21 protein-coding genes and 1 pseudogene are annotated in these 25,238 nt (G+C 39.5%); 6 read left to right on the top strand and 16 right to left on the bottom strand.

Annotated features, from left to right (window positions below):
• The 3 genes and pseudogenes from DWA30_RS06200 to DWA30_RS06190 form a co-directional block, all read right to left on the bottom strand.
• A pseudogene (locus DWA30_RS06200) lies at positions 1-202 on the bottom strand (D-alanine glycine permease); the annotation flags it as partial.
• 92 nt (positions 203-294) lie between these two features.
• Positions 295-1,413, bottom strand: a complete 1,119-nt coding sequence (locus tag DWA30_RS06195) for a hypothetical protein (RefSeq protein WP_114491674.1) — start codon at positions 1,411-1,413, stop codon at positions 295-297.
• 257 nt (positions 1,414-1,670) lie between these two features.
• Complete coding sequence (locus DWA30_RS06190) at positions 1,671-5,114, bottom strand: methylmalonyl-CoA mutase family protein (RefSeq protein WP_114491673.1); 3,444 nt, start codon at positions 5,112-5,114, stop codon at positions 1,671-1,673.
• A gap of 163 nt (positions 5,115-5,277) precedes the next feature.
• Here DWA30_RS06190 and DWA30_RS06185 point away from each other — a divergent pair, with 163 nt between their 5' ends.
• The 3 genes from DWA30_RS06185 (at position 5,278) to DWA30_RS06175 (ending at position 7,273) form a co-directional block, all read left to right on the top strand.
• Positions 5,278-6,174: a T9SS type A sorting domain-containing protein gene (locus tag DWA30_RS06185; protein WP_114491672.1), complete on the top strand. Its 897-nt coding sequence runs from the start codon at positions 5,278-5,280 to the stop codon at positions 6,172-6,174.
• 87 nt (positions 6,175-6,261) lie between these two features.
• Positions 6,262-6,969, top strand: coding sequence for a DUF4197 domain-containing protein (locus DWA30_RS06180; protein ID WP_114491671.1), 708 nt, complete (start codon positions 6,262-6,264; stop codon positions 6,967-6,969).
• Between the two features lie 121 nt (positions 6,970-7,090).
• Entirely contained in the window at positions 7,091-7,273 is a 183-nt protein-coding gene (locus DWA30_RS06175; protein WP_114491670.1) for a Lacal_2735 family protein, read from the top strand.
• On the opposite strand, the gene DWA30_RS06170 is transcribed toward DWA30_RS06175, so the two are convergent.
• Genes DWA30_RS06170 through prfA form a run of 3 tightly spaced genes read right to left on the bottom strand, consistent with a single transcriptional unit; the run spans position 7,274 to position 9,968 of the window.
• Entirely contained in the window at positions 7,274-8,050 is a 777-nt protein-coding gene (locus DWA30_RS06170) for an ABC transporter substrate-binding protein (protein WP_114491669.1), read from the bottom strand.
• A gap of 3 nt (positions 8,051-8,053) precedes the next feature.
• On the bottom strand, positions 8,054-8,890 hold the full coding sequence (gene pyrF, locus DWA30_RS06165) for an orotidine-5'-phosphate decarboxylase (RefSeq protein WP_114491668.1): 837 nt from the start codon (positions 8,888-8,890) through the stop codon (positions 8,054-8,056).
• A gap of 1 nt (position 8,891) precedes the next feature.
• Positions 8,892-9,968, bottom strand: a complete 1,077-nt coding sequence (gene prfA, locus DWA30_RS06160) for a peptide chain release factor 1 (RefSeq protein ID WP_114491667.1) — start codon at positions 9,966-9,968, stop codon at positions 8,892-8,894.
• Between the two features lie 113 nt (positions 9,969-10,081).
• Here prfA and DWA30_RS06155 point away from each other — a divergent pair, with 113 nt between their 5' ends.
• On the top strand, positions 10,082-10,585 hold the full coding sequence (locus DWA30_RS06155) for a peptide-methionine (S)-S-oxide reductase (RefSeq protein WP_114491666.1): 504 nt from the start codon (positions 10,082-10,084) through the stop codon (positions 10,583-10,585).
• Here the strand turns inward: DWA30_RS06155 and DWA30_RS06150 are convergent.
• The 10 genes from DWA30_RS06150 to DWA30_RS06105 all read right to left on the bottom strand — a co-directional run bounded on the left by DWA30_RS06150 (position 10,577) and on the right by DWA30_RS06105 (position 22,705).
• Positions 10,577-11,308 carry a hypothetical protein gene (locus tag DWA30_RS06150; RefSeq protein ID WP_114491665.1) on the bottom strand — a complete coding sequence of 244 codons (732 nt, stop codon included), beginning with the start codon at positions 11,306-11,308 and terminating at the stop codon, positions 10,577-10,579. The genes DWA30_RS06155 and DWA30_RS06150 overlap by 9 nt on opposite strands.
• Before the next feature lie 50 nt (positions 11,309-11,358).
• Positions 11,359-12,537: an AIR synthase related protein gene (locus tag DWA30_RS06145; protein WP_114491664.1), complete on the bottom strand. Its 1,179-nt coding sequence runs from the start codon at positions 12,535-12,537 to the stop codon at positions 11,359-11,361.
• Between the two features lie 108 nt (positions 12,538-12,645).
• The gene (locus DWA30_RS06140) at positions 12,646-14,148 is read right to left on the bottom strand and encodes a carboxypeptidase-like regulatory domain-containing protein (protein WP_114491663.1); all 1,503 of its coding nucleotides are present in this window, start codon (positions 14,146-14,148) and stop codon (positions 12,646-12,648) included.
• Between the two features lie 10 nt (positions 14,149-14,158).
• Complete coding sequence (locus DWA30_RS06135; RefSeq protein WP_114491662.1) at positions 14,159-15,580, bottom strand: CsgG/HfaB family protein; 1,422 nt, start codon at positions 15,578-15,580, stop codon at positions 14,159-14,161.
• 15 nt (positions 15,581-15,595) lie between these two features.
• The gene (locus tag DWA30_RS06130) at positions 15,596-15,967 is read right to left on the bottom strand and encodes a curli assembly protein CsgF (protein WP_114491661.1); all 372 of its coding nucleotides are present in this window, start codon (positions 15,965-15,967) and stop codon (positions 15,596-15,598) included.
• Between the two features lie 11 nt (positions 15,968-15,978).
• The gene (locus tag DWA30_RS13445; protein ID WP_245933869.1) at positions 15,979-16,773 is read right to left on the bottom strand and encodes a CsgE family curli-type amyloid fiber assembly protein; all 795 of its coding nucleotides are present in this window, start codon (positions 16,771-16,773) and stop codon (positions 15,979-15,981) included.
• A gap of 9 nt (positions 16,774-16,782) precedes the next feature.
• Positions 16,783-17,307 (bottom strand): hypothetical protein, encoded by a 525-nt coding sequence (locus tag DWA30_RS06120; protein WP_114491660.1) that lies wholly within the window; start codon positions 17,305-17,307, stop codon positions 16,783-16,785.
• A gap of 189 nt (positions 17,308-17,496) precedes the next feature.
• Positions 17,497-18,645 carry a hypothetical protein gene (locus DWA30_RS06115; RefSeq protein WP_114491659.1) on the bottom strand — a complete coding sequence of 383 codons (1,149 nt, stop codon included), beginning with the start codon at positions 18,643-18,645 and terminating at the stop codon, positions 17,497-17,499.
• A 666-nt stretch (positions 18,646-19,311) separates the two neighbouring features.
• Positions 19,312-21,498 (bottom strand): glutamine synthetase III family protein, encoded by a 2,187-nt coding sequence (locus DWA30_RS06110; RefSeq protein WP_114491658.1) that lies wholly within the window; start codon positions 21,496-21,498, stop codon positions 19,312-19,314.
• 253 nt (positions 21,499-21,751) lie between these two features.
• Positions 21,752-22,705, bottom strand: coding sequence for a calcium/sodium antiporter (locus DWA30_RS06105; protein WP_114491657.1), 954 nt, complete (start codon positions 22,703-22,705; stop codon positions 21,752-21,754).
• A gap of 154 nt (positions 22,706-22,859) precedes the next feature.
• Between DWA30_RS06105 and DWA30_RS06100 the strand changes: the two genes are divergently transcribed.
• Positions 22,860-23,216, top strand: coding sequence for a BlaI/MecI/CopY family transcriptional regulator (locus DWA30_RS06100; protein ID WP_114491656.1), 357 nt, complete (start codon positions 22,860-22,862; stop codon positions 23,214-23,216).
• A 1-nt stretch (position 23,217) separates the two neighbouring features.
• The gene (locus tag DWA30_RS06095) at positions 23,218-25,176 is read left to right on the top strand and encodes a M56 family metallopeptidase (protein ID WP_114491655.1); all 1,959 of its coding nucleotides are present in this window, start codon (positions 23,218-23,220) and stop codon (positions 25,174-25,176) included.
• Positions 25,177-25,238: the final 62 nt, after the last annotated feature.

Genomic DNA, 25,238 nt, shown 5'->3' with positions numbered 1-25,238 from the left:
CATGAAAATTTACAAATTTGAAATAAATGGTAAAATATCCGGCACCTAAAAGTAATACGATTAGTACCCAAGGAATACCCGTGGTTTCGGTAAGTGGAATTTCAGCAAAAATGCCGTCGATGAACCAACTGGTCAAATTACTGAATTGTTGGTTTATACGTTCGTCTAATGATTGATTGATAGCTTGTAAAAGAATTGACATACTCGATTTTTAAGGCAAGTTGCCCCAAATCGAAGAGCTGACAAAGGTTACGCACTGTTCAATTTTTGCAACCGCTATGGTTAACCATAGAGTTACCTATCGTTCTTTACACGAGCATACTGAATAAAGTTATTCTCTTTGGCATAGTGAATAAGTTGCTCCTTACCGCCACTACCACTAATGTTCAGGATTTTTTTTATTTGATGGATATGCGTTTGAAATCCGTCCAAACTAATATTCATATGTTCCGCGATCTCAGGATACGATCGTTCGTTTCCGAAGTACCCCAAGGTACCAAGCACTTCTTTTTGACGATCGCTAAGCACTACTTTGGAAGCTTCTCGCAGTTGCTTCAATTCGATTTTCATGTTCTTGATCGTGTCTAAATGACTCTCGTTCGCCAATTCAATTTGTGAAAGTTGCTCCTTTAACACATCGTTTTCCGAAGCGTATTCATCGGCAAGTGATTGCTGTTGTTCCTTTTCAGAAAGGAATTTCCAACTGTAAAGCAAGATCGAGAACAATAAAATAAATAAGAACTTGAACGAGATGGCAGTAATACTCCCGGCAAGGGTCCAAAACTCTTGATCTATCACCAAGACCATTCGATCCTGCGGAATAATTCGATGTGTCACCGCGACCAAGATCAACACAAACAACGCAAATGTCGGCAAGTACATAAATTTCATTTGCCGACTCGTGAAAGCCTTGTTCAATTCATACAACAAAGAAATGGCCACCAAAATTGAAATAGGGATGTCGATCAACCAGATAAAGTTGTTACTTATCTGCGGATTGCTATAAGACGTAGCGATATAGACAAAAGCGATCATCCCCAACACCCCACTATACAATAAAATAAATTCTTTAGTGCTAAAGCGTTCGATCATGCGCACAACGATCCCACGACTTTTTTTATGTTCTATAGACGGTAAGGATAACAGTATAAAAAGGGAGTTGGCCAGTGATACCAACACACCCACATAGATCAGTATTTTATGGCCGCTACTCCAACCTAAGCCACTACTTAGGACCAGATTTATCGCGGCTCCCAAGCCCCATACAAATATGGCAAGACCAAACCATTTTATGCCTTCAATTGCTTTTACATCGCGACCGCGAGCACGTTCTTTTACAAAAATTCGTTGAATGACCACCGCACTAATTAAGCAGACGATGGCAGTGACGGTAAATTCGATGGTAGCAAGCACTAGGTGTTGTTTGTGCTAAGATATTGATTTTTTTCACTCAACTAAATACAACCAGCATCCTTTCTTCTTTTTGGGCGTTCCCCGCCTATGGCGCGTCGGGTCTTCGCTACTCGCTGCCGTCTTCACTACGCGAAACGGCGAGCTTAAACACACCGCTCAACCCCTAACGCAAATACCTTCGCATCTGCTTACCGATTCAATTAAAACTAAAAAGCTATCGATTTGGAAATAGTAGCATTTAGTAAACACCTATTTCACTACATATTTCTACGATACTGCCCTCCTACTTCAAACAACTTGGCAGTGATCTGCCCTAACGAACATACCTTAGTGGCTTCCATAAGTTGTTCGAACATGTTTTCATTATGAATCGCTGCATGTTGCACCTTTTCGATCGACTTCTCGGCTTTATCGCCAAAAGCTTTGTGTAGATTTTCTAAAGTGGTGATCTGTGCTTGTTTTTCTTCTTCGGTTGCTCTAATGACCTCCGCCGGCTGTATGGTGGGTGATCCCTTACTGCTCAAGAACGTATTTACACCAATAATAGGAAATTCTCCAGTATGCTTTAAGGTCTCATAATACAAGCTCTCTTCCTGAATCTTGCTGCGTTGGTACATAGTTTCCATAGCGCCTAGTACACCCCCACGTTCGGTGATACGATCGAATTCGAGCAAGACGGCCTCTTCTACAAGATCGGTCAACTCCTCAATGATAAAGGATCCTTGTATCGGATTCTCATTCTTGGCTAAGCCCAGTTCCTTGTTAATGATCAATTGTATGGCCATCGCACGGCGAACGCTTTCTTCGGTAGGTGTTGTGATCGCTTCATCATAGGCATTGGTGTGTAACGAATTACAGTTGTCATAGATGGCGTACAATGCTTGTAGTGTCGTACGTATATCATTAAAATCGATCTCTTGTGCGTGTAACGAACGTCCCGAAGTTTGAATGTGATATTTTAGCATTTGTGCTCTTGGATTCGCGCCGTATTTGTGTTTTAGCGCCTTACTCCAGATCTTTCGTGCCACGCGACCAATTACAGAGTATTCAGGATCGATACCATTACTAAAGAAAAAAGAAAGGTTGGGACCAAATTTATTGATGTCCATTCCTCTAGATAAGTAATACTCAACATAGGTAAAACCGTTGGACAGTGTGAACGCCAATTGCGTAATCGGGTTGGCACCTGCTTCCGCAATATGGTACCCACTTATAGACACCGAATAAAAATTCCGTACTTGTTTTTCAATAAAATACTCCTGTACGTCTCCCATGAGTCGCAAGGCAAATTCTGTCGAGAAAATACAGGTGTTTTGCGCCTGATCTTCTTTTAGAATATCTGCCTGAACCGTTCCTCTTACCTGCATAAGCGTCTCCGCTTTAATGTTAAGATAGACATCTTTTGGTAGGACCAAGTCGCCGGTCACTCCTAACAACATAAGTCCGAGACCATCGTTGCCCTCCGGTAATTCTCCTCGATATTGGGGTCGCTCTACACCTCGCTCTTTGTAGATCTCACCGATCTTCGTGGCTACTTCTTCTTCGAGTCCGTTTTCTTTGATATATTTCTCACAATTTTGATCGATCGCAGCGTTCATAAAGAATCCGAGCAACATGGGTGCCGGCCCATTAATGGTCATGCTAACCGAGGTCATGGGGTGACTTAGATCGAAACCAGAATATAATTTCTTAGCATCGTCGAGACAACAAATAGATACTCCCGCATTACCAATCTTTCCGTAGATATCCGGGCGATGATCAGGATCATTACCGTATAAGGTCACACTATCGAAAGCTGTCGACAGGCGTTTTGCAGGCAATCCCATACTTACATAATGAAATCTTCTGTTGGTTCGTTCGGGACCACCTTCACCGGCGAACATACGGGTAGGATCCTCTCCCGTTCGCTTAAAGGGATATAAGCCCGCCGTATAGGGAAATTCACCAGGAACATTTTCTTGCAACACCCATTGTAATATATCGCCCCAAGCTTGATACTTTGGCAATGCCACTTTAGGGATCTGCGTATGCGATAAAGATTCGGTATGCGTATCGATCTTTATCTCTTTATCTCGTACTTTAAAAGTATACACAGGCGATTTATATCGATTCACCTTTTCATCCCAGCCGGTGATCACTTCCCAGTTATATGGATCCAAGTCTAATTTGACACGGTCAAATTCTTTAAGCAGCGATTTTAATAGCTCCTGATTGGTTTCATCGCTGCTGCTGTTAATCACCTCTTCTTCGTCTAATCCGGTCTTGGTAAGGAATTTATTGTTTTTATCGGTGTTGGTTAATGTAGTAATGGTCTTGTAGATCCCGTACAGTTTCTGTGCTACTTCCGCTTGTTCGGCTGCCGTTTTATCGTAGGCCCTGTTGTTCTCACTAATTTCAGATAAATAGCGCGTTCGTGCCGGTGGAATCACGAAAATCTTTTCAGACATTTCATCACTTATCTCGTAGCTGCTTTTTAGGTTAGTTTCGGTCTTCTCCACCAATTCGTCCATGATCGCCTTGTACAACTTATTCATTCCCGGATCGTTGAATTGGGAAGCGATGGTGCCAAAAACCGGCAACTGTTCTTGAGGAGTATCCCATAGTTGGTGATTCCTCATGTATTGTTTTTTAACATCACGTAGCGCATCCTTTGCACCTCGCTTATCAAATTTATTAATGGCCACTAGATCGGCAAAGTCGAGCATATCGATCTTTTCCAGTTGAGTAGCAGCTCCAAATTCCGGTGTCATTACGTATAAGGACACGTCGCTATGTTCTAAGATCTCGGTATCGCTTTGGCCAATTCCGGAAGTCTCCAATATGATAAGATCGTATTCGGCGGCTTTAATTACTTCTATTGCTTCCGATACGTATTTGGACAATGCCAAATTGCTTTGTCGTGTTGCCAAGCTACGCATGTATACTCTTGGCGAATTGATCGCATTCATACGAATACGGTCTCCGAGTAAGGCTCCTCCTGTTTTTCGCTTCGATGGATCTACCGAGATAAGTCCGATGGTTTTCTCTGGAAAGTCAATAAGGAATCTTCTCACGAGTTCGTCGACCAAGGAAGATTTTCCCGCACCGCCGGTTCCGGTGATACCGAGCACAGGTGTTTTTAGCTTCTTATTCTTTTCATGTATTTGTTCTAGGGCTTCTTCAGCAACTTCGGGGAAATTTTCGGCCGCTGAGATGACGCGCGCGATCGCACCCGGTTTTTTTTCTGAAAGGTCGTTAACCTCTCCATTTAATTGATCTCCAATTGGAAAATCTGCAGTTTGAACCAGATCGTTGATCATACCTTGTAGTCCCATTTCTCGGCCGTCATCGGGTGAATAGATTCGTGTGATCCCATAATCCATTAACTCTTTTATTTCCGAAGGAAGGATTACTCCGCCACCTCCTCCAAAGATCTTGATATGACCTGCATTCTTTTCTTGAAGCAGATCGTACATGTATTTAAAATACTCATTATGTCCTCCTTGGTATGAGGTCATGGCAATCGCATTTGCATCCTCTTGAATCGCTGTATTTACAACCTCTTCCACACTTCTATCGTGTCCTAAGTGTATCACCTCTACCCCCGTAGATTGTATAATTCGGCGCATGATATTAATGGCAGCGTCATGGCCATCAAAAAGCGACGCGGCGGTCACAATTCGAACTTTGTTTTTTGGTTTATAAGGAGTTGGCTGTTGCATGCGATTTTGTTTTTAGCGAATGGAAGGCAAATTTACGAAAACAGTACTAAAATTAGTAGTTTCCACTAAAAATACGTTGTTAAAAAAAATTCAATTTTCTTACAAGATGGTCTAAAATTTTGTATATTGGCAGTCAATATTAAACTATAATAAAATTTACATTATGAAAAAAATTTACTTAACGGCAGTAACAGCCCTTGCAATGGCCTTTACTGTTAATGCTCAAATCATTGAAGATAACTTTGATTCTTACACTCTAGGTGATATTTCTCCGCAAGCTGCGCATTGGGAAACTTGGCCAGGTGGAACTGCTGCAGATGTAGTAGATTCAAATGCATTTTCTGGAACTCAGTCAATGTTAATCTCAGACAATGGAACTGATGACCAATTGTTGTTGTTAGGCGACCAAACTTCTGGAGTATACTCGGTAAGTTTCCGTGTATTTATTCCAACAGGAGCTACAGGATTCTATAACTTCCAACAAGAAGAAGCAAATCCAGGTGCACAGTTCAACGGACAAGTATTTATTAGTGACACTGCAAGTGGAGGAACAAACGGAAACTTTACGTACGATTTTGATCCTACTGAAACACCATTTTTCTTTGACACTTGGTTCCCAGTTGTACATGTAATCGACTTAGACAATGGAACGATCACTATTCAAATTGACGGTGTAACTTCACTAGATGCAGTACCTTACGTAAACACTGCTGGAGATCCTGCAACTCAATTAGGTTCAATGGACTTTTTCTCTATCGACGCGAACAACATGATGTTTGTTGACGATGTTGACTACAGACAAGGTAACGTATTGAGCAACGATGAGTTCTCTGCAACTAACTTTAGCGTATATCCAAACCCAGTAAAAGATGTACTGAATATCGAATCTGCTACTGCAGTTGATAGCATAGAGGTATATGACGTTCTTGGAAAGAGAGTATTAACTGCTTCTCCTGACAGAATTTCTCCTAGCATCGATATGAGTGCACTTACTTCTGGAGCTTACATGGTAAAAGTTACTATCGGTAACGCTTCAAAAACTGTAAAAGTTATCAAGTAATTCAATTACTTATAATATAGTATTAAAAAGGCGCTTCAAATGAAGCGCCTTTTTTTATCTTTAGAAATCTTCTATAAATTTTAATCAATGATTTTAAAACGTATCTTTTTGTTCTGTAGTTGTTTTGTGCTATTGTCTTGCGCCGAATTACAAAATGTGGTGAACACCTTGCCCGGACAAACCGGAATGGATCCAACCCTAATCGCAAACGGACTGCGACAGGCATTAGATTTTGGAATCGATAAACAGGTCTCAAAACTCACAAAAAAAGATGGGTTTTATAAGAACAATCTAGTGAAGATACTGTTGCCGCAAGAACTTCAAAAAGTAGATAAGACCTTACGTGATATCGGATTAGGCAGTTTAGCTGATGAAGGACTAAAAGTGCTTAATAGAGCTGCTGAAGATGCTGTAAAAGAAGCCACTCCCATATTTGTGAACGCGGTTAAGGACATAACATTTAACGATGCGAAGAACATCCTCTTAGGACCGGACAATGCGGCAACTTCGTATCTCCAAGACAGAACCAACAATGCACTATATGCCAAATTTAATCCGGTAATCAGCAACTCTTTCGCAAGGGTTGGTGCCGATCAAATTTGGGAAAGTATCATTGGTCGCTATAACGCAGTTCCATTTGTAAACCCGGTGAATCCGGATCTCACCGATTACGTAACCAATGAAGCCTTAAAAGGTGTTTATACCATGATCGGGGTAGAAGAAAAAAAGATCCGAAATTCAATTTCTGCAAGAACAACCACCTTACTGAGGCAAGTTTTTGCCCTTCAAGATTAAAATGTTCTTAAAAATTAAGGTATTAAGCCATTTTTAAGAAAGTATTAAAAAATAATTAATACCTACTTCTAAAGGCTATACTTACATTTGCCCCATTATACAATAGAAAGCATGATGGAACATGAAAGAATGGTTTAAATCGAAATCGCGATTAGAAAAATTAAAAAAACGATATACCGAGTTAATGAAACGATCGTATGCGATCGCGCTACGTGATAAATCGGAAAGTGACAGGGTAAATCGTCAAGCAAAAAAAATTTACAACGAAATTCAATACTTGACCCTAAAACAAGCCGATAAGTAATTATTGATGTAAGGTTTTAAAATATTGAAAAGCTGTTGCTAAACGGGAACCATACCAACTAAAATATTCACCATCTACCAAACGCACTTCTTTGTTGAGTGCGTTCCCTATTTCCACAACATCCGATTCTTTAAACGGAAACGGTTCCGAAGCCAATAAGATAAGATCTACATTATTCAAGGCTGATAGCGATACTTCCGGATACCGAGAATCTCCTTCGACTATGCAATTCTCATAACGATTTAGTTTCAGCAACTCATTGATGAACGTATGTCTACCGGCAAGCATATAAGGGCGTTTCCAAATAACATAGGCAACATTTTTAAAAGCTTTGCCCTCCATAAATTCTGAAAAACTTCGGATTTCAGTTTTTATAGTAGCAATCAACTTTGAGGCATTTGTCGTAACCTTGAACATCGAACCAAAAGCCGAAATCATTTCTAACGCATCGTCAACGGTAAAAATATCACTAATCCATACCGAAGCGATCTGCGATAAGCGATCGACCATCTCTTGGGTGTTCTCTTCTTTATTGCAAAGAATGATATCGGGCTGCAAGGTTTCAATCTTATCGTAATGTACCGATTTTGTCCCACCTACTACAGTTACGGTATTTCTAAGATCTGTTGGATGAACACAAAATTTTGTGATCCCAACTAACTTATCACGCAGACCTAAGCTTACCAATAATTCGGTTTGAGAGGGTACTAAAGAAACTATTTTTAACGGATTATCCGGAATCTCAATCACACGATGTAACTGATCGGTTACCTGCATACCTTAGGCATTGGTATTTAAATTCGCAGACTCAAGTATGGCTTGCATCTCTTGTTGTAATCGTTTGGCTTCTGTGGCCGCCGCTTCAGCAAAATCATGGCCATCACTCGCATATATTATCCCTCGAGAAGAATTTATCAACAGACCGACGTCTGTTGTCATTCCGTAGCGACACACATCTGCAAGATTCCCCCCTTGAGCACCCACTCCAGGTATTAGCAGAAATGAATCAGGCACAATCTCTCGTATCTCACTAAGAAATTCTGCTTTGGTAGCACCCACGACATACATTAGATTTTGGGCGTTCTTCCAGTGCGTGGATGTTCTCACTACTTGTTTGTAAAGCGCCGTCTTGTCTACTTCTAATGTTTGAAAATCAAAGGCGCCTTCGTTAGAGGTCAATGCTAATAGAATGGTATGCTTATCGTTGAATGTCAAAAACGGTTCGACCGAATCCTTCCCCATATAAGGCGCTACCGTAACCGAGTCGAAACCAAGATCCTCGAAGAAAGCTTTGGCGTACATGCTCGAAGTATTACCAATATCACCACGTTTAGCATCGGCAATGGTAAAAATCTCAGGATGTTTTTGGTTGAGATACTGTATGGTTCTTTCTAATGCTTTCCATCCTTTTAGTCCATACGCTTCATAAAATGCCGTATTGGGTTTATAGGCCACCGCCAAGTGATGAGTGGCGTCAATGATGGCTTTATTAAATTCAAAAATAGGATCTTCTTTGTGTAGCAAATGCTTCGGAAGCTTTTCCAGGTCGACATCTAAGCCAATACATAAAAACGATTTTTTCCGAAGAATTTCAGCTATAAGATTTTGAGTGGTCATATTAAAAACTTTCTCCGGCCTCTTTTAGTTTCTCGGTGTTGCTTACCAATTGCAGTTCATCGATGATCTTTTGAATATCACCATCGATAATATTACTTAGATCGTATAAGGTCAAGTTAATACGGTGGTCTGTAACGCGTCCTTGTGGATAATTATAGGTTCTAATTTTTGCACTTCTATCGCCGCTGGTAACCATAGAGCCTCTTTTTTCGGCGTCTTCGGCTTGTTTTTTCGCTAATTCAAGATCGTACAATCGAGATCGAAGTACTTTAAAGGCTTTTTCTTTATTCTTATGTTGCGATTTTTGATCTTGACACTGCGCAACCAATCCGGTTGGTTCGTGCGTAAGTCGCACTGCAGAATAGGTGGTGTTCACCGACTGTCCTCCGGGTCCTGAAGAACAAAAATAATCCACACGAACATCCTTAGGGTCGATCTCTATATCGAACTCTTCGGCTTCGGGAAACACCATGACAGTTGCAGCACTGGTATGCACTCTTCCTTGTGTTTCAGTTTGTGGCACCCGTTGTACGCGGTGCACACCGGCTTCAAATTTTAGAATTCCATACACATCATCGCCTTCAATCTCAAATTGAATTTCTTTAAATCCGCCACTAGTTCCTTCACTAAAGTCGACCGTGTTCGTTCTCCAGCCTTTACTCTCACAATATTTGGTATACATTCTATACAGATCGCCTGCAAAGATACTGGCTTCGTCTCCACCTGTACCGGCACGTATTTCCATTACTGCATTTTTAGAGTCTTCGGGGTCCTTAGGAATTAGTAAAAACTTGATCTCTTCTTCTAAAGTGGGTAATTTAGATTTAGCTTCCTCTAATTGCATTTTTGCCATTTCGACCATTTCATCGTCACCACCTTCATTTATGATCTCCTCTGCTTCTTCAATTCGTTCGGTAGCCAGGAGGTACTCTTCTCGCTTATCCATAAGCAACCGCAGGTCCTTATATTCTTTGTTTAATTGAATATATTGTTTTTGGTCGCTTATGATGTCCGGCTGAATGATGAGATCGCTCACTTCATCGAACCGGTTTTTAACTATTTGTAATTTGTCTAACATATTCTAATTGATCATCGCCTCATTTTGGGCGGACACAAATTTACGATAAATAAGTTTACTAAATTTTCATGCATTTGAAATGAATTTTACTTTTTTACGACCATCTTACTGTTATGGCAAACGAAAAAATAGGTTTAGGCGGAGGATGCCATTGGTGTACAGAAGCGGTCTTCGAAGCAGTTAAGGGTGTCACCCAAACCAAGCAAGGTTTTATTGCTTCTGAAGGTGATGCTGCTAACTTCTCGGAAGCCGTGATCGTTGTATTTAACCCGGAGCAAGTATCGTTAGAAAAATTGATCGAAATTCATTTGGCTACGCATAAGTCGACGGTTCGACACAGTTTCAGAAAAAAATATAGAAGTGCTATCTATTATTATAATAAAGAACAGCAAGTAATATCTACAGAACACATTAAGGAGCTTCAGCAATACCAGCGGGATGCGATTATTACACAGGTGCTTCCGTTTAATAAATTCAAAGCGAGCCGTGTATCCATTCAGAATTACTACCGGAAGAATCCGGAGGCTCCGTTTTGTTCTCGATATATCCTTCCGAAGTTACACATAGTGAATAAAAATTTTAAGGAAGTGTTGCGATCGGACTCCAAGTTACAATAAGCATTGCTTTTCAGTATCTTTAATATTCTGCTCTTTTTGGGCATTTTTATTTAGTGTAAAATTCACCAACAGCACCAATCCGATGATATAGAAAACACGCTCGGGAAAATACGCAGCGTCTGCTTTAAAAAAATAGGCAGCTAAACCACTTAGATCACTTAAAATAAAACACAAAACCAGGTATAAGTATACCAATGGTGTTTTACCTTCGAAACGTTCATTATACATAAATGCAACAAAACTTAAAAGTATAAGAATAGCACCTTGAACAAAGAAAAGGGCAAATTGAAAGTTGTTGTCTAAACTAATTTTTATTACATCTGACAAGTAGTAAACATTGAAAACATTAAGGGCTATTAACGACAATACGAAAATGATTATGACGGGTGTCGATTTGGATAATTTAATCTTAGGAAGTGTGATCCAAGTAAGTGATAGATACGCAAGCAATGTTAATAGAAAGGCTGCCGTTTTGTAGAATTCTATTTCGTACTGCACGATAAGGAGGTCCCGCAGTAAAAAAAGAACAAAAGCGGTAAACACGAATTTCTGCCAATACCCTTTTCGGTAAATAAAGTATAAAAATAGAATAAAGGTGGTGATCACGCGAATTAAACGGCTAATTTCAATATCGAAAAACCAGATAACTGCTACATTAAGCAGTAAAAATGCGATGCATAGGTTGGCAAGTTGTTTGTACCCGTGAGGTAATGTAAGGTTCATAATTTGGTCTATTACGGTTCGTTGCGGACTTTATAAGAAAAGCCCTACAATTAATACGTAAATTGTCCAAACTCGGATTTAATCGTGAGTGATTTTTTTTCTGAAGCTTCCACCCTACCTATCACTTTTGCATCTACATTAAAGCTTTTTGAGATCTTTATAATGTCTTGTGCAATGTCTTCGGAAACATACAGTTCCATACGATGTCCCATGTTAAACACTTGATACATTTCGCGCCATTCGGTGTTACTCTCTTCTTGAATAAGTTTGAATAGTGGTGGCACCTCGAACATATTGTCTTTAACGATGTGCAAATTATCAATAAAATGCAGGATCTTGGTTTGGGCACCTCCACTGCAGTGCACCATACCATGAATCTCTTTATGGGTAAACCGTTGTAGCATCTTTTTAATTATAGGCGCGTAGGTTCGTGTAGGCGAAAGCACAAGTTTACCGGCATCAATAGGACTATTAGCTACTGTATCCTGCAATGATTTAGAGCCTGAGTAGACCAATTCTTTTGGAACGGCATGATCGTAGCTCTCAGGGAACTTAGTAGCCAATTCATTATTAAAAACATCGTGACGCGCAGAAGTAAGGCCGTTACTCCCCATCCCTCCATTATAGGAATCTTCGTAGGAGGCTTGCCCAAAAGAAGCCAACCCAACAATGACGTCTCCTGGTTGTATATTGGCATTGTCGATCACTCGATCGCGTTTCATTCTTGCTGTAACTGTAGAATCTACAATAATTGTTCGTACCAGATCGCCAACGTCTGCAGTTTCACCTCCCGTGGAGTGAATTTGAACATCAAATTTTGCCAGATCGGAAATTAATTCTTCGGTTCCATTTATAATTGCAGAAATCACCTCGCCCGGAATCAAGTTCTTATTTCGACCAATGGTGGAGGATAGCATGATGTTATCTACGGCGCCAACGCAAAGTAGATCATCAATGTTCATGATTAGTGCATCTTGAGCGATGCCTTTCCACACAGATAGGTCACCGGTCTCTTTCCAGTACATATAAGCTAAGGAGGATTTGGTACCTGCTCCATCGGCATGCATGATGAGACAATAATCATCGTCTCCAGTTAAAAAATCGGGCACGATCTTACAGAACGCCTTAGGAAACAACCCTTTATCTACATTTTTTATAGCGTTGTGCACATCTTCTTTCCCGGCAGAGACGCCTCTTTGTTCATACCGTTTAGAGATTTCTTGACTCATACATTTAATTTCTGCTGCAAATATACACAGAATCTACTGGCTGTATTGAATCTATAAAAAAAACAACACCCCTAAAGGTGTTGCTCTTTTCATGATAATTACAAATACTTATTCCCAATCTGGCATAAATGCATTCTCAAACTTTAGGTCCCTTTCAATATTGGAACTGTCATCCTCAAGGGAGACCGTTATAATATCTCGTTGGGAGATTCCATCGTTAGAGGTATTGGTACATATAATATCTGCTTCATTAGGAGCAAAAATAGGTTCTAGGTCATTGGTGCCGTTAGGCTTTTCACCCGATACTTCGGTAGTCGTATCATCGGCCATGTTATAAATAAATAATCGGGAGTCCAGTCTTCTATAATTTGGATTTTCAAACCCGGATACATCATACGCATATAGCACTAGGTTATTTGTAACCGACAAGTTCAATCCGCTGGAAGCACCCGGCACTCCGGTTAAAATGGTGTTTAAAAGGGTGCCTTCGAAATCGATGGTAAACAGGTTGATGTTATATCCATCGAGATTGTTGGTTTTAAGGGCTATGATATCGTCGAATTCGCTCACGTCTACTTCAGAAATAAGGGATCCGTCGGTCGTTTGATATACAAGTTCTATTCCTTGGCCGTTAGAGTTAATACGATACAATCTGTCGAAATGAGGGAAATAGATCATATCGCTTGCCGGTGGCCAGGAAAAATTAATTTCATTTCTATCGAAACCGGTTGGCTTGATTGCAGTCGTCACTTGACGTTTGTCGGTTCCATCGCGGTTCATGGTATAGATATCGACTTCAGCTCCATCACTTTGCAAGTAGGCGATGCGATTTGCTGCCACGTTACGTCTTGGACGGTAACTGTTCTTGTTTTCCGAAGTAAGTTGAAATTCATTTCCTTCTTCATCGGCTGAAAATATTACATTATTACCGTCGATATTTCGAACAAACAAGAATCGGTTATCTACAGGCGCATTTATTACTTCGAAGGTACCTACCGGACTTAAGACAGGGTCGTTTATATTATCGGTAGCAGAGACTTGCCAGAAGTATTTAGCGCCAAGCATTAATGGTTCGTACATTAGCATAGGTTCTTCAAGATCTTCGAACAACAGTACTTCATCGTTTTGATCGTTTCGAAGTTCTAAGGTATAAATGATCTCATCTTCTTCAGGATCGGTAGAGGACCATGTAAATTCGACTTCGATGCTTTGGAGCACTTCATTTTCCGAAGGGCTTGTTAACATGGGAGCTGAGGGAGGTCTGTTATTTGCGGTTTCAACTTCCATTTCAAAAACAACATTAACACTAATATCCGGTAATACTGATGCCGGTTCAAAAGCTGCGAGAAATCCTTCTGCCCTCGCTTGAACCGCATATTCACCTTCTGGCACATTATTGATGGTAAATTCACCATTACTATTGGTAAATACTGTGCTGGTTATGGGTTGAGAAGATATGCGTGCATTAGGAATTGGCTCGTTACTTCCCATGGCTACTACTTTCCCGGTTATTGTACCAAACTCGTTATCGCCTATCCTATCTTCGTTACAGGAAATCAATACAAGGAAAAGTACCCCTACAATTTTTATATAATTCATAAATCGTCTCATAGTACCTTAATTATTGATTGATTAATAGTTCTTGATTGCTATTCTTTCGTTTCGATCCAAAATGATAATGAATTCCGAAGTTGCCATTCACGTAAAAATCGTCGCGTCGTCCATTAATTTCATTATCTATCTTATCGGAAAACGTAAAATTATATTCACCGTTGAGTGTAAAAGAAATTCGGTCGGAAACTTGATATTCTAAGCCCGCACCAAATTGCACTTTCATAAAGGTATCTAACTCTTGCAAGAATTTACTTGGTGAGTCATCAACGAATGTTATAACGCCGGGGCCTCCATAAATATAGGGAGACAACTTATCGTGGGCCAAGATCTTATACTCGACATTAAAGTTTTGACTCAACCACCAATGTCGAATATCTGCGGTAGAGTTCAATCTAAAAATTTGCAGATCACCACTTAGTCGAAGTTCGGGTAACAATTGGTATTTATAGGTAAGTCCAGCGTTAAAATCTAATATACCGGTACTGTAATCTCCATCGACCAAGGCAAGGCCAAATAAGGTTCCTAGGCTGCTTCGGTAATTATCTTCGGTATATTTACGTTCGTACAATCCAGTTGATTCTTCTAATTCCTTTTCCAGTAAGTATTCATCGACCAACTCCTTGTTCTTTTGTGGCCCTTCTTGAGTAGACCAAAGTCCATCTTGAACACCTTCGATAATTAGCATTTCTACTGCCTTTTCAATGGCTTCTGTAACGGCTAATTGAGTTGGTTCATTTTTGGTAAAACCGGTTTCTACTTCTAATAATCGTTGAAAGTTTACATATCGAAACAAGCCAACATCTATGGCTTGCGACAGAATAGTTTTCGAGACGTATACGGTCTTTAACACTTCGCCGGTAGAGGTGGAAACTGCACGAAGGTATATGGTGATTCTATCTTGGCGATATTGTGTCGAGCCCCCTATTCCGAAGTAACGAGCGCCGGCACCTCCTGTTAGTAAGTTCGTGTCGTAAGAAACGACGCCACCTTCTAATAATATCCCGGCAAATAACAAGGGTGAAAGTCGGTCGACATTGGCAGCGTTATCTCTTCGGTACTCATCACGTGTAGTACGAATTATGTTACGTTCATTTAATAGATTTTGAAGATTTTCTCTTTCGATGGGCCGGAACCATTTAGAGTCTTCTAATGCTTTAATTAGAATGGTTGTTGCTCCTTGTGTGATAGCCGTACTAAATGTGCTACCGGTTTCGATTGCTTTGTATTGTCCCGTTTGGTCTTTAAAATTATAGACTCCGGCAATTATACGCTCTGCCGGTGGTGGTAGATTTTTTAGTCTTTCAGTTTGTTTTGTGACCTCACCCATTCGGGCCTCCTGTGGTGCAACCGGTTGGTTGAAATAGGCACCACATCCTCCCAAAATAAACGAGAGCATGATAAATAGTAATATTTTCAGCTTGTGTCCCATGAAAAAGCGTTCTAACTAGTTAGGTATGATTAATTGCGTGAATTCTCCTGTGGTAATATCTAATATATTGATCACTAGCCCTTCGGAAGACTCATAAACTTCGGTCTCGAAATTTCCATTAGTCGAGGTTCCGGGTTCGGGGTTTTCACCTCCAAATTGGTTTTGAAATCTAGGGTCATTAAACCCACCAGAGAGTGAGTCAAATTCTGATAAATCGAAGTCTGAATTATCATCAGAGAAGGAATTCTGTTCGTTTGCCGAGTTTAACAACCAGTTATAGTTAAATGGGTCTCCACCAAAGGCCGGGTTCTTAGGTGTGTATGATAATTGTTGCGCAAAGCCATAGGTACTAAACGCAAAAAACAATATGAATAAAGTAGTTTTCATGGGTTTTGGATTTAAAAACGTTGCACTGTGTTTTGTTTCTTGTTTAAATTCTTAAAATAGTTGTAGACTATTTCGATAGATTCTTTAGCCGCTTGTTTTATAAAATCGATCTGTGGTCGTAGAATAAATTCTACGACAACCGTATTGTCGATCACGATTTCTAATTTAGTATTATTGGCGATTGACAGTTCTTCTTGAATTGTCACCACTTTAGGCCCATTAATATTGTAATAGGTATACAGTGAATTAAATTCTTTATAAAAATCTCTTCCGGGCTTCGTTTTAGTATCTTCAACTAAAATACCTCGTAAAATGACACCGTCTTCACCTGTCGAATTAATGTCTTCATTAAGCGATATGTTTTCATTTTTAGATTCGAGGATAACCTTATTTGTATTTTCAGAGCCTTCAGGATCATTTAAAACTAAGCGCTTCATTCCTAGAAGTTTGTCCTCTAGATTGTACACTAGAAGTAGAATGGTAATTTTATATTCCGGATCGACATTTATGGTGGTTGCAGATAGGTTTTGTTTTTGTCCACTTTCTAGGACCACCCTTCCTGTTTGATCGTTCTTAGACGTGTTAGAATTAGTTGGATTGGTACGTATTACTGAAAGTACATAACGCAGACTTTGGCTAAACCCCGATTTGTTATAGGCAGAACCGGTAATGTTTACCAGACCATTTTGCTCGCTGAGGGCAATTTCGGCCTCTACTTCTGTATTGTAGATTTGTGAAATGCCCAGATAGGGCAATAAACAAAATACAGATAATAGTATACTATATCGGTTTAGTTTCAAAAACATGGAATTATTTTATCTAAGGCTGCGGATCAGAACTGTTTGTTTGCGACCCTGCATTCTTACCATTAATTTTTCAGAAATAGAATTACTGCCAAGCCAAATTAATCGCTGGTTTGTGCCGTTTTGAACGACTTGTGACCTATGCAATTGGGTGGTACTTGGACTTAAGTCTAGAACTGCATTATTAAATCCAGTCTGAATTATATTTTCTTGAATAGCTCGAGCCTTTACACCTAAAACAATTTCGTTGTTGCCTCCAAATTGAAATAAATTGATGGAGCTTGATTGTGAGATGGTGTTTGTATAGATATCGTTTTGAATACCTACTTGTTGAATGTTTACCCGATTTCTTATTTCTTGATTTCTCAGGCGATTAGAAGGTGTGTTTTGAGAATTTAAAACATTCAGTTGCTGGATATTCTGAAGTATAATATCAGCAGAGCCTAATGATTGTGAATTATTATAGGTTTGAGCAATGAGGGTATTGCTAAAGAGGAGTAATAGGATTATGTGCCATATGGATTTGAGTGATTTCATGTTATACTTTTTAAGTTCTTTACTCCGAACACATTAGAAAGGTAGTTAATTTTTAGAAAACTCTTAAAAATAAACTCTTCTTTTTAAAGGAAAGCAAAGTGGAAGAGGTTAGTTAAATGCCCTCCTACACTTTACTTGTATCCTTAAACTAAAGGACTAGCGAATTTAAATTCGCTAGTCCGGCATTTTTTAGTTAGACTGAGTTACACTTGAACCGTTCCCAATTCCAATTTGAGTAACAGTGCTTCCGTGACCAAGTCCTAGTTGCGTTACGCTACTTCCGTTAAGCGCTCCAACCTGTAGTACAGATGAACCATTGAATGCTCCTAATTGGATTACTGAACTTCCATTCGCAATACCAATCTGATCTACATCAGATCCATTAGCTAAACCAAACTGGAATACAGAAGAACCGTTTAATGCTCCTAACTGATCTACATCAGATCCGTTGAATGCACCAATTTGGTCTACATCAGATCCGTTTGCTAGTCCAATTTGAGTAACAGCAGAACCGTTAGCGATACCAAACTGATCTACATCAGAACCGTTCAAAGCTCCTAACTGGTCTACATCAGATCCGTTTGCTAGTCCAATTTGAGTAACAGCAGAACCGTTACCGATACCGAATTGATCAACGTCAGATCCGTTGAATGCACCTAATTGGTCAACATCAGATCCGTTTCCTAATCCGATTTGTGTAACAGCAGAACCGTTACCTAAACCAGTCTGATCTACGTCAGATCCGTTGAAAGCACCTAATTGATCTACATCAGATCCGTTAGCGATACCAATTTGAGTAACAGAAGATCCGTTACCGATACCGAACTGGTCTACATCAGATCCGTTAAAGGCACCTAATTGGTCTACGTCAGATCCGTTTCCTAATCCGATTTGTGTAACAGCAGAACCGTTACCTAAACCAGTCTGGTCTACGTCAGATCCATTGAATGCACCTAATTGATCTACGTCAGATCCATTAGCGATACCAATTTGAGTAACAGAAGAACCGTTACCAAAACCAGTTTGATCTACGTCAGAACCATTAAAGGCACCAATTTGATCTACATCAGAACCGTTAGCGATCCCTGTTTGTGTAACAGCAGACCCGTTAGCCAATCCAAATTGATCTACATCAGATCCATTTAGAATACCTACTTGATCTACATCAGATCCATTCAAAATTCCTACCTGTGTAACAGAGGAACCATTCAAAAGGCCAGTCTGGTCAACATCAGATCCATTTAAAAGACCTAGCTGCACAACCGAGCTGCCATTAAACTGAGCGAACATTGCTGTCGCGAACAATAGTGCAAATGCACTTAAAACTACTTTTTTCATAATCTAAAAGGTTTAAAAATTAAAATTAATATTGGTTAATAAATAAATGTTCGTTTTTAGTACACACAAGATACCTTGCATGTGTTATGAAATTGTTACAAAAACAATCTCATTGCTTTAAATTAGGGGGATAATTTTTAGTCTAAAAATGATCGAAGTCGGTTTGAAAAACTCGATACATCATTAAACTTAATTTATACAATACTTACTATTGTATCTTCTTAAACGTTATCTAGGGAATTAACATTTAATCATATGAACAAAACCAGTTAAGTAGGTTTCTCATATTTCAATCTAAACTTGTAGATTGAGCGATTATGATAAGGGAGAAAATATTAATCGACAATTATGTGTCTCAAATATTATAAGTCAAAGCTAAGAAAAAATAGGGTTAATTATATACGAGTATACACGTACACTATCTGATTATCAATAATTTGTAGTCTTTTTCTTATTAATAATTTTAAGATACATGGATGTAATCCATAAAAAAACCGTTCAAACGCATCTGAACGGTCCTTTTAAGTTATGTTAAATATTTGTTAAAATAAATTGCCTTCCTACATGACCCTAAATTTCAGCTATAAGCGACATACTAAGGCTTAGTAGTCACATTCCAATAAAGGCATCTATAGGTTTTCTTACAGAAATACCTTACAAGTCCTTTTATTTAGTGAATAATAACTCACGGTATTTGGTCAATGGCCAGATCTCATCATCGACCAAAAGTTCAAGTTTATCGCAATGGTAACGGATGACTTCAAAATACGTCCTTACCTCATCGCAATAAGCAAAAGCTCGCTCTTCTGCATCCTCGATTTTATTTGCTTTTTTGCGTTCGTTGATCATATCGGTAATCCCTTTATTGATCTTCGCAATGTGCTCACTAATGGCTTCTATTAATTCCATTTGTTCTCCACTGTACTTCTTGAATTCATCTCCGTAGATCGTTTTTAAACCACGAACGTTCTCTATCAATAAATTCTGATAACGAATAGCTGTTGGGATCACATGGTTTCTGGCAATATCTCCAAGTACTCGTCCTTCGATTTGGATACGCAATGCATATTCTTCCACTTCAATCTCATGACGCGCTTCCATTTCAACCTTACTCATAATACCAAGTTCCTCGAACAAAGCGATCGCTTTTTTTGAAACTTTGGCCTTTAAAGCTTCAGGTGTTGTCTTATGGTTACTTAAGCCTCTCTTTTTAGCTTCTTTTTCCCAAGCTTCTCCATATCCATCACCTTCAAATCGGATGCGTTTACTGTCCTTAATATACTCTCTAAGTACATTAAAGATGGCATCATCCTTTTTCATCTTCTTCCCTTTTATAAGAGAATCTACTTGTTCCTTAAATTCGATTAGTTGTTTTGCGACGATCGCATTTAAGACAGTCATAGGATTTGCACAGTTTGCCGTAGACCCTACCGCACGCAATTCAAATTTGTTTCCGGTAAAGGCAAAAGGGGAAGTTCTGTTCCTATCGGTATTATCTAATAGTATTTCAGGAATCTTTCCTACAACATTTAGCTTAAGATCTGTTTTTTCTTGAGGTGATAGCTTCCCATCGGTCACTTTTTCAAGTTCATCAAGAACTTCTGTTAACTGAGATCCAATAAAAGCCGAAATGATAGCCGGTGGCGCTTCATTGGCTCCTAGACGGTGATCATTACTTGCACTGGCTATCGATGCTCTAATTAATTCTTCGTGCTCGTTAACCGCTTTGATGGTATTAACAAAAAAGGTCAAGAACTGTAAATTCTTCATAGGTGTACTTCCAGGACCTAATAGGTTGACACCTGTATTGGTCGCTAATGACCAGTTGTTGTGTTTACCACTACCATTTACACCGGCGAATGGCTTCTCGTGAAATAACACTTTAAAGTTATGTCTATCGGCTACCTTGTCCATCACATCCATTAATAGTGAATTGTGATCGACTGCAAGGTTGGTCTCTTCAAATATTGGGGCAAGTTCGAATTGGTTTGGTGCCACTTCGTTATGTCGTGTTTTCACAGGAATTCCCAAATACATACATTCTGTTTCCAGATCACGCATATAATTAAGGACTCTTGATGGGATAGAACCAAAGTAATGGTCGTCCAATTGTTGTCCTTTTGCCGAGGCATGTCCTAACAGTGTTCTTCCTGCTAAAGCAATATCGGGTCTAGATGCCGCCAACGCTTTATCGATCAAGAAATACTCTTGTTCCCAACCCAAGGTTGCATTGACCTTAGTCACGCTTTTATCAAAATATTTAGCCACTGCTGTAGCCGCACTGTCTATCACTTGTAATGCACGTAGCAAAGGCGTCTTATAATCTAATGCTTCTCCTGTGTAAGCAACAAATACCGTAGGAATACACAATGTGGTACCATATATAAATGCCGGTGATGTAGGATCCCAAGCGGTATACCCGCGTGCTTCAAATGTATTTCTAATTCCACCGTGTGGAAAACTGGACGCATCCGGTTCTTGTTGCACCAATTGACCACCACCAAATTTTTCGATGGTCTGTCCATTTTCCAAGGTTTCGAAAAAGGCATCGTGCTTTTCTGCCGTAGCTCCGGTTAAGGGCTGAAACCAGTGTGTATAATGTGTAGCTCCTTTAGAGATGGCCCATTCTTTCATTCCGGTTGAAATGTGATCGGCCATACTGCGCGCGATCTTCGATCCACTCTCAATAGCATCCATTACACTATTGTAGGAGTCTTTTGTTAAATATTGACGCATGGCGGCTTCGTTAAAAACGTTCTTTCCAAAAATAGATGAACGTCGCTCCGGTTCGGTAACTTCAATAGGTTTTCTGTTAAAGGTTTCTTTGATCGCGTGAAATCGTAGCGTTGACATACAGTTGCGGTTTTAGTTAAATTTTATAATTACAACAGGGCAAAAGTAGGCTATTTTTAAAAACACCCCCTATTTTTTTATGTTAAGTTATTAATAAAAGTAGTTTTTATGTTCATAACCCCTAAAATTAAGGGGGTATGTTCGAAATAAGTACCGCATACGTATTATTCGTCGTCTAAAACTAGAGGTTATGTACTACCTATTAATGATAGCTACCTCTGCTTCCGAGGAAAATAGAAAAAAACCCACTTCTTTATGCGATAAAGGTAAGACCTATAAAAAGTGCATAGGCCGCGAAAATGATAACTCCTTTAATTCTTCCGATCTCGAATTTCTTCGGAAGAAAAGCCAACGGTAAGAGTATTGCCGCAAAACCAAGCATCCAAAAAATATCGTTGGTTAGCACCTCTGCGCTCTTTACGAGTATAGGCTGAATTACTGCAGTTAGTCCTAGTACAGATGCAATATTGAAGATATTAGACCCTATAAGGTTTCCTAATGAAATCGCTTTTTCCTTTTTTAATGCGGCGATCACCGAAGCTGCCAATTCCGGCACACTGGTACCTACGGCAATCATTGTTACAGCAATAACTCGCTCACTTACGCCAAGCGCTGTGGCCAGATCTACAGCACCGGTCACTAATAACTCACTACCGCCGTACAAGGCAATCCCGCCGATTAGTAACCACATTCCTATCTTAAAATTAGATGACTTAGAGAGACCGTCATCAATGTTTTCATCAATTGGTATCGTTCCCGCTCTATTTCGAGCCCGCCGAATTAATAATACCAAGTACACCATTAAAAGCAACAAGAGTACGATTCCTTCGGTCCTTGTGAGCAACCCACCGCTTTTCAGAAGAAAATATAATAGCACCGATACGAGCATCATTACCGGCCAATTGAATTTATAGAAGTCACTGTCGATGGCTAACGGACCGATAATCGCGGTAATCCCCAATACCAAACCAATATTAGCAATATTTGAGCCTATCACATTTCCTAAGGAAATATCACTAAATCCATTGAGTGCAGCTTGTAAGCTCACTAGAAGTTCGGGTGCAGAAGTAGCAAACGAAACTACGGTTAACCCAATCACCATTTTCGATAAGTGTAATTTAAAGGACAAGGCTACCGAAGCGCGGACCAAGAATTCACCGCCAACTACTAACAATACCAATCCTAAGAAAATAAACAATATACTCATACACTTATTTTAAGCGCGAATATACTAATTTGAACAGCTTAGTCGAAAACGACCTTCCAATTTTTCTATCCAAAACATACGATTGAACTAAATTTTTCGTTAAATAACTACAAATTTAGTTGTATAACTAATATCATAGTTTTATGTTTGTAGTATGGAAGCCTTAACAAATAAAGAAGAAGTTGTAATGCACGCACTCTGGAAGCTAGAAAAAGCCTTCGTAAAAGAAATTGTTGCAGCCTTGCCCGAGGAGAATCATTACAACACCGTCTCGACCATAGTTAGAAACCTTGAAGACAAGGGATATGTCTCTCATATCGCTTATGGTAAGACACATCAGTACTACCCGTTAGTAAGCAAAGAGTCTTACACCAAAAGGTTTATGAATCTAGCCATGAAAAACTACTTTAATAATAGCTACAAAAGCATGGTCTCATTCTTTGCCAAGGAAGAAAAAATTAGTGCCCAAGAATTACGTGAGATCCTAGAGATCATAGAAAAAGAAAATTAACATGGAAGTCTTAATCTATATAGCAAAATCAGCAGGTATTCTAGCATCCTTTTATTTGGTGTACCGACTGGTATTGCATAAGGACACCTTTTTTACCGCTAACAGACATTACTTATTATTAGGGGTAGCAGCTGCCATACTGCTGCCTATGTTAGAGTTCACCAAGACCACCTACATTACCGCTTCATCGGTTCCAATATTAACCTCGCTCGAAACAATTCCAACAGAAGCAACTACAGTGGTTTCAGAGAAGAGCGAACTCTCATGGCAAGATGTTTTAATGAGTCTGTATTGTATAGGCTTTTTATTTATGCTAGTGCGTATGTTAGTCCAACTTCGCACCTTACATATCCTAATTAAGCAACACCCATCCACAAAGGTCGACGGATACCATTATGTGGAGATTGATCGCGATCTTCCCCCCTTTTCATTCTTTACTTATATTTTTTACAATCCAAGTCTTCATACAACGACCGAGCTTAACATGATTCTTCAGCATGAACGTGTTCATGCCGCACAGTGGCATTCGTTAGATGTGCTGTGCAGTACGTTACTAGTGGCTTTTCAATGGGCGAATCCGTTTGCATGGTGGTACAAAAAAGGCGTAGAACAAAATTTAGAATTTATAGCAGATAGTAAGACGGCTCAACAAGTTTCTTCCAAAAAACAATATCAATTAGCGTTGGTCAAGGCTTCATCGACCGCACCGATCCCGGCGCTGACAACCAATTTTTATCAATCATTCATCAAAAAACGAATCATTATGTTAAACAAAAGCACCACTAAATCGAACAATGTTTGGAAACTCTGCCTAATACTTCCGGTAATGGCTGTATTTCTTTATAGTTTTAATGTGAAAGAGGAAGTCATCTACAAGAACAGTACGACTCAAGAAATGAATGCAACGCCTTCAGAAATATTTTCTTCGGAAAGTTCGGCGTCTAAAAAAGTCACTGTAGAAAATAGTGCAGATATGCCTTCGGAAAGTGTTCCGTCAACTTCAACTTCCGAAGCGAACAATACCAATTTGTCATTACAAACAACAGGCAAATGGATGGAAGCTGTTTCCGAAGCAACCCAAGAAACTCGTGATATAGCTGTTAAAGACATTTACATTCGTATTACTAAAAATACGACGCGAGACGCTTTGGCCAAACACAAAGAGCGATTAAAATCTGAACACCAGATCGATTTTGAATACAGCGATCTCACGTTTAATTCCGCAGGTGAACTCACAGGAATAAGCATTTCTTACAATGATCCAAACGGCTCACGCGGAAATTACGAATTACACGGCGACGAGCCTATAGAAGATTTTTACCTTCACATTACCGAAGATGGTAGTTTAAGTTTTGGGTCTGAAGTGTCTAATGAGTTTTCCGAAGAACGAGAAATTGAAATAAGAGAACGTGCTAAGGCACGAATGGATCGACAACAAGCCAGACTTGAAAACAGAAAAGTGGCCCTTGAAGAACGTAAAGAAGAGCGAATAGAAGTAAGAAAAGAAATGCAACTAGAACGTGAGGATGCTAGAAAAGCGCGATCTAATGAGCGTGCGCGATTACGAGTTATTCACGAGGACCACGAAATACACGAGGACCATGAAGTACACGAGGACCATGAAGAGATTGTCTATGTAGACCGGGAACGTAGTCGAGCACGTGGCAACACCTTTGTATATGCTAATAGTGGACAAAACCGTTTTGTACATCATGATGTTCATAGTGGTGACCACACCTTGATCATCGATAAAAATACTACCGATGCCGACTTGCAACAGTTAAAAGAACAGCTTGCTGAAAAGGACATTAGTTTTACTTTTAAAAAGGTAAAACGAAATAAGTACAATGAAATAACAGGAATTCGGATCGATATTAAGGATAGTGAAGGTGGAAAACGCACAACTTCAATTAAAAGTGACGATGACGAACCGATAGAGACGATCGTACTCAATATGTAACTACTTGTAAAACTTTATAGCCTAACTTAAAGAGTTTCTGTATTGGAAACTCTTTTTTATTC

It is taken from the genome of Candidatus Ulvibacter alkanivorans (assembly GCF_003333325.1).
Classification (GTDB): domain Bacteria; phylum Bacteroidota; class Bacteroidia; order Flavobacteriales; family Flavobacteriaceae; genus Ulvibacter_A; species Ulvibacter_A alkanivorans.
Note: the sequence above shows the minus strand (reverse complement) of the source record. Positions and strands in the feature narration are given on the sequence as shown.